This window comes from Macrococcus bovicus (assembly GCF_004359575.1).
Lineage (GTDB): Bacteria > Bacillota > Bacilli > Staphylococcales > Staphylococcaceae > Macrococcus > Macrococcus bovicus.
This window is the reverse complement of the sequence record NZ_SCWF01000005.1, coordinates 20,448-32,631: the sequence shown is the minus strand read 5'-3', so window position 1 is coordinate 32,631 and position 12,184 is coordinate 20,448. Positions and strand designations below refer to the sequence as shown.

14 protein-coding genes are annotated in these 12,184 nt (G+C 46.5%); 5 read left to right on the top strand and 9 right to left on the bottom strand.

Features of this window, described 5'->3' with window-relative positions:
* Window positions 1-25: 25 nt before the first annotated feature.
* The 3 genes from ERX55_RS06075 to ERX55_RS11405 are packed head-to-tail and all read right to left on the bottom strand — an operon-like array spanning window position 26 to window position 1,639.
* Window positions 26-337, bottom strand: coding sequence for a hypothetical protein (locus ERX55_RS06075; RefSeq protein ID WP_133451677.1), 312 nt, complete (start codon window positions 335-337; stop codon window positions 26-28).
* Complete coding sequence (locus ERX55_RS06070; protein WP_243721467.1) at window positions 334-1,524, bottom strand: MFS transporter; 1,191 nt, start codon at window positions 1,522-1,524, stop codon at window positions 334-336. The genes ERX55_RS06075 and ERX55_RS06070 overlap by 4 nt, the downstream gene beginning before the upstream one ends.
* Window positions 1,475-1,639, bottom strand: coding sequence for an SE1832 family protein (locus tag ERX55_RS11405; RefSeq protein ID WP_165983724.1), 165 nt, complete (start codon window positions 1,637-1,639; stop codon window positions 1,475-1,477). Before ERX55_RS11405 ends, ERX55_RS06070 begins: the two co-directional genes overlap by 50 nt.
* 74 nt (window positions 1,640-1,713) lie before the next feature.
* Between ERX55_RS11405 and ybaK the strand changes: the two genes are divergently transcribed.
* Complete coding sequence (ybaK, locus tag ERX55_RS06065; protein ID WP_133451675.1) at window positions 1,714-2,187, top strand: Cys-tRNA(Pro) deacylase; 474 nt, start codon at window positions 1,714-1,716, stop codon at window positions 2,185-2,187.
* Window positions 2,184-3,266: a metallophosphoesterase gene (locus tag ERX55_RS06060; protein WP_133451674.1), complete on the top strand. Its 1,083-nt coding sequence runs from the start codon at window positions 2,184-2,186 to the stop codon at window positions 3,264-3,266. Before ybaK ends, ERX55_RS06060 begins: the two co-directional genes overlap by 4 nt.
* Here the strand turns inward: ERX55_RS06060 and ERX55_RS06055 are convergent.
* The 5 genes from ERX55_RS06055 to ERX55_RS06035 all read right to left on the bottom strand — a co-directional run bounded on the left by ERX55_RS06055 (window position 3,260) and on the right by ERX55_RS06035 (window position 7,088).
* A complete protein-coding gene (locus ERX55_RS06055) occupies window positions 3,260-3,661 on the bottom strand; it encodes a DUF4064 domain-containing protein (RefSeq protein ID WP_133451673.1) in 402 nt (133 codons plus the stop codon). The two genes, ERX55_RS06060 and ERX55_RS06055, sit on opposite strands and share 7 nt — an antisense overlap.
* A 75-nt stretch (window positions 3,662-3,736) precedes the next feature.
* The gene (locus ERX55_RS06050; RefSeq protein WP_133451672.1) at window positions 3,737-4,522 is read right to left on the bottom strand and encodes a glucose 1-dehydrogenase; all 786 of its coding nucleotides are present in this window, start codon (window positions 4,520-4,522) and stop codon (window positions 3,737-3,739) included.
* A 15-nt stretch (window positions 4,523-4,537) separates the two neighbouring features.
* Window positions 4,538-5,392: a GRP family sugar transporter gene (locus tag ERX55_RS06045; protein ID WP_133451671.1), complete on the bottom strand. Its 855-nt coding sequence runs from the start codon at window positions 5,390-5,392 to the stop codon at window positions 4,538-4,540.
* 96 nt (window positions 5,393-5,488) lie between these two features.
* Window positions 5,489-6,295 (bottom strand): GNAT family N-acetyltransferase, encoded by an 807-nt coding sequence (locus ERX55_RS06040; protein WP_165983723.1) that lies wholly within the window; start codon window positions 6,293-6,295, stop codon window positions 5,489-5,491.
* Window positions 6,285-7,088 carry an HAD-IIB family hydrolase gene (locus ERX55_RS06035; RefSeq protein ID WP_165983722.1) on the bottom strand — a complete coding sequence of 268 codons (804 nt, stop codon included), beginning with the start codon at window positions 7,086-7,088 and terminating at the stop codon, window positions 6,285-6,287. The genes ERX55_RS06040 and ERX55_RS06035 overlap by 11 nt, the downstream gene beginning before the upstream one ends.
* Window positions 7,089-7,192: 104 nt before the next feature.
* On the opposite strand from ERX55_RS06035, the gene ERX55_RS06030 reads away from it, so the two are divergent.
* Window positions 7,193-9,310 carry a DNA topoisomerase III gene (locus tag ERX55_RS06030; RefSeq protein WP_133451668.1) on the top strand — a complete coding sequence of 706 codons (2,118 nt, stop codon included), beginning with the start codon at window positions 7,193-7,195 and terminating at the stop codon, window positions 9,308-9,310.
* Window positions 9,311-9,459: 149 nt separating this feature from the next.
* Window positions 9,460-10,797, top strand: coding sequence for an NCS2 family permease (locus ERX55_RS06025; protein WP_133451667.1), 1,338 nt, complete (start codon window positions 9,460-9,462; stop codon window positions 10,795-10,797).
* A gap of 332 nt (window positions 10,798-11,129) precedes the next feature.
* Here ERX55_RS06025 and ERX55_RS06020 read toward each other — a convergent pair whose 3' ends face one another.
* The gene (locus ERX55_RS06020) at window positions 11,130-11,525 is read right to left on the bottom strand and encodes a hypothetical protein (protein ID WP_133451666.1); all 396 of its coding nucleotides are present in this window, start codon (window positions 11,523-11,525) and stop codon (window positions 11,130-11,132) included.
* Window positions 11,526-11,871: 346 nt separating this feature from the next.
* On the opposite strand from ERX55_RS06020, the gene rpsJ reads away from it, so the two are divergent.
* The gene (gene rpsJ, locus ERX55_RS06015; RefSeq protein WP_133417834.1) at window positions 11,872-12,180 is read left to right on the top strand and encodes a 30S ribosomal protein S10; all 309 of its coding nucleotides are present in this window, start codon (window positions 11,872-11,874) and stop codon (window positions 12,178-12,180) included.
* Window positions 12,181-12,184: the final 4 nt, after the last annotated feature.

Below are 12,184 nucleotides of genomic sequence, written 5' to 3'. Positions count from 1 at the left end.
TTAGTCTATCAGACTAACCGTTTTTTTATAGCATAAATGCAGTCACAATTACCATCACTGCAAGCATCGCAGTGAAAATATGCAGAATCTGCAGGGCTTTCAGATCATTGAGCTTAAACTTGAAGGCAGTGATCTCTATATTGATGACAAGTGCTGCGACCAGCAGGATGACCCATAGCGAGCCGCTCTGACCGATCAGCATGCCAGCAGCGAAGACGATAAGGGCAGCACCGAATATCATGCGTCCGATATGGGTCAGTTGTATGTTGTAGAAATAGATGCTTAAAAAAGCGATAAGTAAGTAGATGACAATGAAGAGTGTCAGTAATAGAATCATGCTGTTTTTCCTTTCGAGAAGTATAAAGCGATTAAAATAAGCGCGATTAGACTTGTGACTGCGCCGATGAAGAACGGCAGACTCAAGCTGTATGATAAGAGCCCGGTGAATAATAGCGGTCCGATAATACGGCCGAGGCTATCGAGGGAATAGCTGACGCCTGTCAGCTTACCCATATTCTGTGACGATGTCGACTTTGTCAGTGTGGAAGTGAGCAACGTACGCACTAATGCATTGCCTGACATGAGAAGGACCAGACAGATGCCGGCGTAGTAGATATTCATGGTGAAAGGCAGCATGACAAACGCAATCATTGTCACAATCTGACCGATTACCATGATCTTTCTCTCCTGGCCATGCTTCACTTTACGCAGAAAACCGCCTTGCAGCAACGCATTGACCAGGCCGCCGATCATGAACAGGATGCCCATCTGCGTCGGAGTGATGTCGATACGTTCAATCTCAAGTAATTGAAATGAACTTTCCATCCCGCTCATCGTCAAAGTCACAATAAAAGTGCTGATCAGCAGAATGAGGATAGGCGCTGTGTAGTTCAGTTTGCCGCCTGACTGTTTTCCTGTCTCATGGAAGTGAGTCTCAGGCAATTTTGCAGCGACTGCCCCTATAATAGCCAGCAGAATGGCAGAAGTGACGAAATAAGGCAGCTGGTAAGAATAACCTGCCAGCAGACCCCCGACTGCAGGTCCGAAAATAAAACCGAAGCCGATCATCATACCCATCAGGCCCATATAACGGTTTCGTTCTTCTGAAGTCGTCACATCGGCCACAATACTTGTCGTCGTACTGAAGCAGGCACCTGAGAACAGACCGCCGATAATACGCGAGATATAGAGCATCGGCAGATTATCGATGAAGAGACCGAACGTCAGAAAGCTGAGCGTGAAGCCTGTCAGACCGATGAGCAGAATCTTCTTACGTCCTATTTTATCGGACAGCTGGCCCCAGAACGGTGCCGCGATAAAAGAGGCAATTGAATAAATAGAGAGCAATAAGCCCATATGAAAGGCATTCAGGCCCATATCCTTGACGAGAGCAGGGATAACAGGGATAACGATACTGAAGCCGAAATAGATGAAAAACTGTATAGCCATCAATACGGAGAAGAATGATTTAAGTTCAGGCGTCGAGCTGTTCGCGGATCTGTCTGATTTCATGTTCGAGTTCAATTAAGCGTTCCTCCATTTGATCCGCAGTACGGCCGGTTGACTGCACTTTCTCAATATCACCTTGAATGCGGACATATTCATGTTTAAGTTCGGTAAGCTGATCATTTAAATTCATGATGATCTCCTTTATTTCTAGTGTATAACCATTATAAGCTATAATGAAGAAGACTTGAAAGAGGTGGGATTGAAATGACGAAAAAACTGAAAACGAATGCCATCCGCAAGCTGGATCAGCTGAAGTTGGCGTATGACATCATCCATTACAACAGTGAGGAAGCGGTTGACGGCGTCAGTGTCGCTGCACAGATTGGTGAAGACCCTGCGGTTGTATTTAAGACATTGGTGACACATGCCGGAGCAGACTTGTTTGTCTATGTGATTCCTGTGGCAGGCGAACTGGATATGAAAAAAGCGGCACAGGCGGCGGGCGTCAAGAAACTTGAAATGCTGCCGCTGAAGGAGCTGCAGCCGAAGACAGGTTACGTGCGCGGCGGCTGTTCGCCTGTCGGCATGAAGAAACCGGCACCGACCTTCATCGATCAGTCAGCGGCCCCGCTGGACTATATGATTGTCAGTGCGGGCCAGCGCGGCACGCAGATGAAACTGAAGCCTGCTGACTTGAAAGAAGCGGTGAAAGCACAGTTCAGTGAGGTCTGCCGATGAAACTGAAGGATAAATTAGGCCGTCTGTCCATCCGAGGGAAAAGAACTATCGTTATCTCAGATATTCACGGTGAACTTTCACTCTTTAAAGCACTGCTTCATGACGTGAAGTGGACAGATGAAGATATGCTGATCATCAACGGAGATATCTTGGATAAAGGACCGGATAGTTTAGGGACGATGCAGTATATCAGAGCATTATCCGAGTCGGCCAATGTCCATGTCATTGAAGGCAACTGTGACCGCTTCTTCGATGAACTGGAAGAGGAGTGGCTGTATGCCTATATGAACGACCGGTATACAGTGGCACATGAATTTCTGAAGGAGACCGGCACGACGCTCAACGATTATCCGACGCAGCAGGACTTCGTTCAGGCGGTACTCGCTCAGTACGGAGACGACCGGCAGTGGTTCAGCCAGCTGCCGACTGCGATCGAGACCGAAGATTATTTATTTGTTCATGCGGGCGTTGAAGCGTATTATCTTGAGACGCCAAGAGAAGTCGCACTGACGATGCCCGAGTTCTATGTGCAGACGCATCAGTGTCCGAAGACAGTCATCGTCGGGCACTATCCGGCAGCGAACTTTGTGGAGGACGGCCTGTATAGCCATGCAGTCAAAATCAACGAAGAACGTCGGGTGATAGCGCTTGATGGAGGCAACCAGGTTAAAGAGAGTGGCCAGCTGAATGCGCTGATAATAGAAGCGGATGGCACGCTCTGCACGGCCTCTGTTGACCATCATCCGGAAGTACTGGTCATCCAGGACTTTGAAGTGAGCTATCAGGAACCCCATACATTTACATTCCCGGATTATGCGGTCAAGATATTTGAAGGCGATGAATACTTTACGTTTGCCGAACATCTATCAAGTGGTGTGCAGCTGATGGTCAAGACCGAATGGATTAAAGAGAGAGACGGGCAGCACTTCTTAAAAGATGATTACACCGATTATTTTATGGATGTGAATGCGGGTGAACAGGTGAAATTGATCAGTCGATATACAGGCTATGCTCTAATCAAGCGTAACGGCGTAGTCGGCTGGGTGCCGGAGGAAGTGCTGGCCACTTCCTCTCAATAAGGGGTCTGATATTTTTCGTTGCGGTTATAGTAGCGGTGACGCGTGATGAGCATGGTGCCGGCAGTGACAAGCAGAATGGGCAGGATCACTGTATAGAGCATCATAAGCCCTGACAGAATCAGCATGATGGCACTTGCAAGAATATAGCGCTTCATGTAGAGGATGCCGAGCAGATTAAGCAGTAACGGGATGAAAAGGATGATGCTGAAGGGCAGCAGAACTTCTTTTAAAGCGGTCGTTGCTTCAGTGACATGGTCCGTTCTTGCGCTGAGAAATTCCTGTACGACGGACTGATCGGCGAGCAGATAGATGGCTATCGTACAGAGGAAGATAAGAGTCTGGATCATGATGCCGATAAGGGCGAGTGTTCTAGGGAGTTTGATAAATTCGTTCATGGTTACACCTCGTTATTTTCATCTATCATAACAAAAAACGCACTGAATGTTGAAATTCAGTGCGTTTTTCATATATTAGCCTTTCCCGCCCATAAACGACGGATATTTTGTCATACCACCATCAACGTAGATAGTTTCACCGGTGATGTAGCTGGCATTCTGGCTGGCAAGGAACGTTGCCACTGTTGCGACTTGCTCCGGCTGGCCGATCATGCCCATCGGAATCATCTTCTCCGTCTGAGCGAGTGTCTCAGGATCAGTGAATTTATCACGCGTATGGGCAGACATGATGGCACCTGGTGAGATATTGTTGACGCGGATACCTGCAGGCGCAAATTCCATGCTCATGGTTTCCATCATCATCTTCATGCCCCCTTTACTGGCGGCATAATTGACGTAATTCGGCCAAGGGATGATGTCATGGACACTTGAGATATTAATGATAGTGCCTTTGATGTGATGAGCGATGAAGTATTTGGCAGCTTCACGGCTGCCGATGAAAGCACCTGTCAAGTTGATGTCCATGACACGCTTGAATTCTTCGGCAGTCATTTCAACAGTCGGCACCGCTTTTTCAGTGCCGGCATTATTGATCATGATATCCAGGCTGCCGAATTCGTCAATAGCTGTCTGAATAAGCGCAAGAATCTCTTCTTCTTTTGAGACATCTGCCTTTTTGATCACGGCCTGACCACCATTATTTCGCACAGTCTCTGCGACCTGTTCTGCTTCTTCTGCGCTGGAACGATAGTTGACGACCACTTTCGCACCGTTTTTGCCGAATTCTTCTGCCATCGCTTTACCGATTCCGCTTGAAGCACCTGTGATGACCACCACTTTGTCTTTTAAATCAGGATACATGAATGTTCCTCCTCCTTAATTCTTTGTATAACCCAGTAAAAAGGCGGCGGCAATAATCAGGATAATACCGATTGCGATGCCGATGTACTGCTTCTTCGTCTTGCTTTCTTTTAAGAAGAAGATTCCGCCGAGTGTTGAAACAACCACGAGCATCTGGGAGAATGAAAAGCTGGTTGCGACACCTACGCGTGGCTGAGAGTAGAACATCGCCATATTACCCAGCGCCCAGACAACGCCCGGTACAATGTTCTTCATCACTGCTTTCTGTCCAGGGCGATGCTTGAAACTTAACAGAAAGCCGCCGATTATCATACCGATAGCCTGCGGGAATAAGGCTTGCCACCCTTCAACACCGAAGAACTGGCCGATGACCACATAAGTGATGTAACCCACACTCGAAATCAGGAGGACAGGGATGGCTTTAGCAAAGTTATTCTGACTTTTATCGTTCTCCTGATCGCCTTTCAATGAAGTGAGTATGACACCCCCGACAAGTAAGAGGAGCGCTGTAAGGCCGAGTATGACAGCGGTTGTACTCCGCCATTCATGGAAGAAGAGAACAGAGATCAAAGTCGTGCCGACAAGCTGCATTCCGGTAGAGATGGGCATAGTACGGGAAACCCCGATCATTTCCACACTCTTTAACTGGTTACCTTGACCGAGCGCCCAGAAAGCGCCGGATACGACCCCGACCAGCAGTATCTTCCAGCTCAGGGCCGGCTGAACGAAAAGATAGACACTGATACCGATCAGAAAAGCGCCGATAACCGTTCCCATAATCTGCTCATAAGGCGAGCCGCCGACTTTAACATTGATGAGTACAACGCTTCCCCAGAGGAGAGCGGGTAATAATGCAATTAGTATATCCATTGAAAGCTCCTTTACTATGCTGCTAGTTTTTTCATTCCCTTCATTGTTTTTGTAAAACATTCAAATTAAAACACGGCAACCTGAAAGTTCGCCGTGTTAAATGGTCGTATATTTAAAGTGATGCATTTCCTCGGTCTTCTGAAAACCAAGCTTCTCATAGAATTCAATGGTGCGTTTGCGCTTATCTTCGACGACCAGCTGGATAGCTGTCGCCTGGTGCTCGCTGAAGGCATGCTCTGCCGCATATGCCACGAGTTTATGGCCGATGCCTTGCTGACGATAATGTTTATGGGTTTCGACATGGTCGATATAGCAGACGGCGTGGTCATTCACTTCCAGGATGACATAGCCTTTAACGATGCCTTCGCTGAGCAGCAGGAAAAGTTCGTAGTGGTCATCCAGAGCGTCCAGAATCTCTTTTTTCTTGGCGGAGACATCCACATACAGACTTTTGAGCAGCTCACAGAAACTTTTCTTATAGATCGGGCTGTATTTGATGACTTGACGGGTGTCTATCTCATCAGTCAATCGTTCTGCTGTCATCGTGTACTGCGTGCCCAGGTACTGGGTTTTCAAGGATTTCATGGCCTGCTGACCGAACTGGTAGCGCTCTGCTATATAGAATTCATAGGTCTTTATGTCGGGATGCCGGCTGGTTAAAGTGCGCCACATCTCATAAATTGTATGAAGATTGAAATCAGTGGTCAGCGGACCGAGTACTTTCGCTGAGTCATCTTCTTTGATCAAACCGATAAAGGTCTGATCATTCATGATGATCTGATCATCGGACAGAGTGCTGAGCAGTGTTTCAATTGCATCGCTAGACCGGGGGAGGTAGCCGACCCGATGTTCAGGTGCCTGGTTCAATGCATGAATGGACTGAGCCGTCTTCTTAATATCCATTTGACTCGCTCCTTGCTTCAAGAATAGAGAGGATGCCTTTATTATATGGGAAGTCCGCATGCTTGAGATGTCTTTTTTTCGCTTCCGCTGTTGCATTACTGACTAAATACCCATGTTTGACTGCATTTAGCATCTTAATATCATTGCCGCTGTCACCGAATGCGTAGGTCTCGTCAAAGTCGATATCATATTTCCCGATAAGATAGCGGACGACTGCATCTTTACCCGCACTTGCCGGGAAGAAGTCGACGTCATAGCAGTCGGCAGGGTCGCCGATCAATGGATTGCATTTGCTGATGTTGACGATTAAACGCTGTTCTTCTGCAGCGGCACGAATCTGTCTGAAGCGGCGTTCGTCTTCTTGCGGCGTTGTTTCGCGGTAATAATAATTACGTGAAAACGGCGCATGTATGAAAGGTTCTTGTACCATCAGCTGAATATCATGCGCTGCCAGAGCCTTCTCGACATCCAGTATCGTCATCTTGGTGAATCCTTGACGCAGCATCATCAATTCATAAGCTTGATCATAGATTTCAACACCGTCTTTATAATAGTAAAGTTCCGTGCCGGAATTGCAGGCGATAAAGTGAGGGTATTCCATCTTCATTTCATCGAGACAGCCTTTAATCATATCGAGTGTACTGGCGGAGACAATACCGAACAGCATATGGCGTTCTTTGTTCAGATAAGTCGTCAGCGCTTTGACGTCTTGTGCATGGTTGCGGTCATGTGCGAAGTAAGTTTCATCAAAATCAGAGCAGACAAGTGTTCGGATTGATTCAGGAAACAGCATGCAGAAAACCTCCTTATTTTCAAATAGCATACAGTACTTAAGATGCGAACTCAACTGAAAGAATGCTATAATGATGCAATGACTTTACGAGAAGGAATGATAACATGAAATCAGTCGTACTTGCTGAGAAGCCGTCTGTCGCACGTGATATTGCACGTGTCCTCGGCTGTAATCAGAAAAAAGAAGGCTATATGGAGAACAACCGTTATATCGTGACGTGGGCCCTGGGTCATTTGGTCACGAATGCAGACCCGGAACAATACGACAGTCAGTATAAGACATGGGACTTAAATGCATTGCCGATCCTGCCTAAATATATGAAGACCGTCGTCATCGGTAAGACGCGTAAGCAGTTCAATACAGTCAAACATCAGATAGAGCGCAGTGACGTGAGTGAGATCATCATCGCCACAGATGCCGGCCGTGAAGGGGAACTTGTAGCGCGGCTGATCCTGGAGAAGTGTAAAGGAGAGAAGCCCGTTAAACGCCTCTGGATCAGCTCGGTCACTGATAAGGCGATTAAAGAGGGCTTCAATCATTTGAAAGACGGCCGAAAGTATCAAGGGCTGTATGATGCAGCTTTGGCACGAAGTGAAGCGGACTGGATTGTCGGCATCAATGCCACGCGTGCACTGACAACGAAATATGATGCCCAGCTGTCAACAGGCCGCGTCCAGACACCGACCTTACAGATGGTCAAGCTGCGTCAGGATGAGATCAATCAGTTCAAGGCGCGTCAATTCTACGGCCTTGAAGCCGTTATCAATGGCACGAAGTTCAGCGGGCCACATCAGATTTTTGATGAGAGAGAGATTGATCAGCTGCTGCAGGGACTGCAGGGCCAGGAAGCGGTCGTGAACGCTGTTGAGAGCCAGGAGAAGAAGAAATATCCGGATAAACTGTATGATCTGACTTCACTGCAGCAGGAAGCTTATAAGCGCTACAAATACTCCGCCAAAGAGACGCTGAGTACGATGCAGAACTTATATGAAAGTCATAAACTGGTCACTTATCCAAGAACGGATGCGAACTATCTGACAGAAGATATGGTGCCGACACTTCGTGACCGCGTCGCCGCACTCAGTGGTACACAGTTCAGACCGGTCGTTGTGGATCTGATCAAGACACAGATTAGAGGCAGCAAACATTTTATCGATGATGCGAAAGTGTCCGATCACCATGCGATTGTACCGACAGAAGTGAAGGCGCGGCTGGATGACCTGACGCTCCGTGAACGTCATATATATGAACTGATTGCTGAACGCTTTCTGAGTGTCCTGCTGAAGCCTTATCGTTATGAGCTGCAGACCATCAAAGTGACAATCGGTGACACAGTCTTCACAGCGAAACATGAACGGCCGCTCGAACTCGGTTTCAGAGCCCTCTATGAACAGCTGACTGAAAAAGATGCGCTGGCATTCAGAAAAGGTGAGCGGTTAAACGCAAAACTAACGAAAACATACGGTGAAACAGCACCGCCGCCTTACTTCAATGAAGGTACGCTGCTGAAAGCGATGGAAAACCCGGCTGCCATCTTCAAGCTGGCTAAGGAAAGCCGTTCCACATTGAAAGAGACAGGGGGCATCGGTACCGTTGCGACAAGAGCGGATATTATTGAGAAACTCTATAATCTCAATGCGATTGAGTCCATTGACGGCAAACTGCGTGTCACGAATAAAGGGAAACAGCTGCTGGAACTGGCACCTGCTGAACTGAAATCACCTGAACTGACAGCAGAGTGGGAGCATAAACTGATGCTGATTGAACAGGGCAAATATAACCGCAAAGCGTTCATCAGTGAGATGAGAACATTCACGGAACAGCTGATCCAGGAGATCAAGGACAGTGAAGATAAATTTAAGCACGACAATCTGACGTCAACAGAATGTCCGACTTGCGGAAAGTTTATGCTGGAGATCAAGACGAAAAATGCGAAAATGCTGGTGTGTCAGGATCCGCAGTGTAAGACGAAGAAAAATGTCCAGCGTAAGACGAATGCGCGCTGTCCGAACTGTAAGAAAAAGCTGACGTTGCATGGTAAAGGGCCGAAAGCCATGTACAGCTGTACATGCGGTTTCCATGAGACCCAGGAACAGATGGATAAAAGATTCAGCGCCAAGAAAACAGGAAAAGTGTCTCGGAACGATATCAAGAAATATACGCAAAAAGAAGAACCCGTCAATAATCCGTTCGCGGATGCCTTAAAAGGACTTAAATTATAAGACTGCCTAGAAGGGCAGTCTTTTTTTAGGGAGGTTAATTACGAACAAAAATGAAATTTTTGTTATGAATGTTCGATTTATTATTGCTTTTTAATGAATCACGTAATAGAATATACAAGTATTTTAAAAAAAGAGCGTAAGGAGTTATTATGAAGAATTATTTTAAATTCGATGAACTCGGCACAAACTATAAACGCGAGATACTCGGCGGACTGACCACTTTCTTATCCATGGCTTACATACTGGCTGTCAATCCGGCGATGTTATCGCTGAAAGACGTACCTGACCTGCCGGATGCCATGCGCATGGATGCAGGAGCCGTCTTCGTTGCGACGATACTTGCATCAATTGTCGGCTGCCTCTTTATGGGACTGATCGCTAATTATCCGATTGCACTCGCACCGGGTATGGGACTGAATGCATTCTTCGCGTTCACGGTTGTTCTGACTTACGGCATTCCTTGGCAGATCGGTCTGACAGGCGTGCTTTTCTCAGGGGTGATCTTTGCACTGTTAACAATGAGTGGCTGGCGCGAAACGATTATCAATGCGATACCGTTTGAGCTGAAGATGGCGGTCTCTGCAGGAATCGGGCTCTTTATCACCTTTGTCGGACTCAAAGGAGCAGGTATTGTCGCACCGAGCAAAGCGACTTTGGTGACTATCGGTAATATTCATGACCCGCATGTCTTGCTTGCAGTAGGCGGTATCGTCATCACGGTCATTCTGATGGCGCGTAAAGTACCAGGCAGTATCTTTATCGGTATGGTACTGACGGCTATCTTCGGTATGGTGTTCGGCCTGATTGACCCACCGAAACAGATCGTCAGCCAGATTCCAAGTGTTGAACCGACATTCGGTAAAGCATTCGAAGCATTTCAGAATCCGGGGCAGTTATTGACATGGCATTTCGTTGCCGTCGTTCTGACCTTCCTTTTCATCGATTTCTTTGATACAGCAGGTACATTAGTTGCTGTAGCGAACCAGGCAGGATTCGTTAAAGATAACAAACTGCCTCGTGCAGGCCGTGCGTTATTCGCAGACTCACTCGCTACAATGACTGGTGCAGTCTTCGGTACGTCAACAACGACTTCTTATATTGAATCATCAGCAGGTGTAGCAGTCGGTGCACGTACCGGCTTTGCGAGCGTGGTGACAGCTCTCTGCTTTGCGTTGGCATTATTCTTCTCTCCGCTGATGGCTGTCGTGACCAGTGCAGTAACCGCACCGGCGCTTGTCATCGTCGGGGTACTCATGGTCTCCAACTTAAGCAAGATTGAGTGGGAGCGCTTTGAGATTGCTGTGCCGGCATTTCTGACTATGATCATGATGCCGCTGACCTATTCGATTGCGACAGGTATCGCATGTGGCTTTATCTTCTATCCGATTACCATGATAATGGCCGGCAGAAGAAAAGAGATTCATCCTATTATGTATGTGCTCTTTGTTGTCTTCGTCCTTTATTTCATCTTTGTACAACATTCATAGGAATGGCTGCGGCCATTCTTTTTTTATGTAGTTATGTGTATGAAAGGGTAAGTTATGAGCGACAAACGTAAAATATCGCTCATAACTCAAGTGGAAGAGGGGTACTAGCGGCGTTATGAGCGATAAACGTAAAATATCGCTCATAACTCAAGTGAAAAGGGAGTATCAGCGGCGTTATGAGCGATAAACGTAAAATATCGCTCATAACTCAAGTGAAAAGGGAGCATCAGCAGCGTTATGAGCGATAAACAGTAAATATCGCTCATAACTTTCACACCAACTAACATACGACAAAAAATCGACTCTCCTTTATGAAGGAGAGTCGATTTATTTTAATATTGTCTTCTATTAACGGTTTTGTCGGTATCGCCACCGTAATAGACATGCGTGTTACCGACTTGGTTCGGCAATGTCATCACACGAATGATGAAGTAGATCAGAATAAGGGTCATCACCCAGTGCAGCACCATCGCAACAAATGGAACGACAGCAATGATGCTGAAGACCATTCCTATCAGCGGCACCCATAAGAGCTCTTTAGAGCGCCCGTAGCGGTCCGCAAGCATCACCGCAAGCATGATGCCATAAATCAGAATACTTGTGCCGAGCGGTGCCCAGGCGAGCGATAATACGTAGGATCCACCGATGACCGGCAGACCAAAGAATGCTTCACGCATCAATGCGATAATGCCTAGCACTAAAAATACAATACGAAATGAACTTTTCATTTAATAACCTCCTTATTTCTCCTCTTCCATCCATAGTTACCCTTTCTAATGGAAGATACTTCTATTATACGCTCTTTCACGAAAATCCTTAATCATAAAGACTTGCACCCGCCACACATAATCGGTAGAATATAAAAATACGGTTTGAAAATAAATTCAACATTTTTAGTGTAAAGTGTTGAATTTTATAGCAAAGTCCTGTATTATATCTACTGTTGGACTTTTAAAAGCGATGAAGCGAAAGGTTACTGACACACCCGGCCGCTTTGCCATGGCGATGTGTGAGACAATTTTCGTGGAGAAGTCTATCAAACCAAAATAGACGATATCAAGAGGAGGTAAAATAATGGCAAAACAAAAAATTCGTATTCGTTTGAAAGCTTATGATCACCGCGTGATCGATCAATCAGCTGAGAAGATTGTAGAAGTAGCGAAACGTTCAGGTGCTGAAGTATCTGGTCCGATTCCGTTACCAACTGAAAAAACAGTTTATACAATCATCCGTGCCGTGCACAAATACAAAGACTCACGTGAGCAATTTGAGCAACGCACACACAAACGTCTTATCGACATTGTTAACCCTACACCTAAAACAGTTGATGCTCTTATGGGCTTAAACTTACCATCAGGCGTAGACATCGAAATCAAATTATAATTTA

What these genes read in the sequence shown, in the direction of transcription:
- ERX55_RS06075 (WP_133451677.1), bottom strand. Translation starts at nt 337, where the DNA reads ATGATTCTATTACTGACACTCTTCATTGTCATCTACTTACTTATCGCT.
- ERX55_RS11405 (WP_165983724.1), bottom strand. Translation starts at nt 1,639, where the DNA reads ATGAATTTAAATGATCAGCTTACCGAACTTAAACATGAATATGTCCGC.
- ybaK (WP_133451675.1), top strand. Translation starts at nt 1,714, where the DNA reads ATGACGAAAAAACTGAAAACGAATGCCATCCGCAAGCTGGATCAGCTG.
- ERX55_RS06060 (WP_133451674.1), top strand. Translation starts at nt 2,184, where the DNA reads ATGAAACTGAAGGATAAATTAGGCCGTCTGTCCATCCGAGGGAAAAGA.
- ERX55_RS06055 (WP_133451673.1), bottom strand. Translation starts at nt 3,661, where the DNA reads ATGAACGAATTTATCAAACTCCCTAGAACACTCGCCCTTATCGGCATC.
- ERX55_RS06050 (WP_133451672.1), bottom strand. Translation starts at nt 4,522, where the DNA reads ATGTATCCTGATTTAAAAGACAAAGTGGTGGTCATCACAGGTGCTTCA.
- ERX55_RS06045 (WP_133451671.1), bottom strand. Translation starts at nt 5,392, where the DNA reads ATGGATATACTAATTGCATTATTACCCGCTCTCCTCTGGGGAAGCGTT.
- ERX55_RS06040 (WP_165983723.1), bottom strand. Translation starts at nt 6,295, where the DNA reads ATGGATATTAAGAAGACGGCTCAGTCCATTCATGCATTGAACCAGGCA.
- ERX55_RS06035 (WP_165983722.1), bottom strand. Translation starts at nt 7,088, where the DNA reads ATGCTGTTTCCTGAATCAATCCGAACACTTGTCTGCTCTGATTTTGAT.
- ERX55_RS06030 (WP_133451668.1), top strand. Translation starts at nt 7,193, where the DNA reads ATGAAATCAGTCGTACTTGCTGAGAAGCCGTCTGTCGCACGTGATATT.
- ERX55_RS06025 (WP_133451667.1), top strand. Translation starts at nt 9,460, where the DNA reads ATGAAGAATTATTTTAAATTCGATGAACTCGGCACAAACTATAAACGC.
- ERX55_RS06020 (WP_133451666.1), bottom strand. Translation starts at nt 11,525, where the DNA reads ATGAAAAGTTCATTTCGTATTGTATTTTTAGTGCTAGGCATTATCGCA.
- rpsJ (WP_133417834.1), top strand. Translation starts at nt 11,872, where the DNA reads ATGGCAAAACAAAAAATTCGTATTCGTTTGAAAGCTTATGATCACCGC.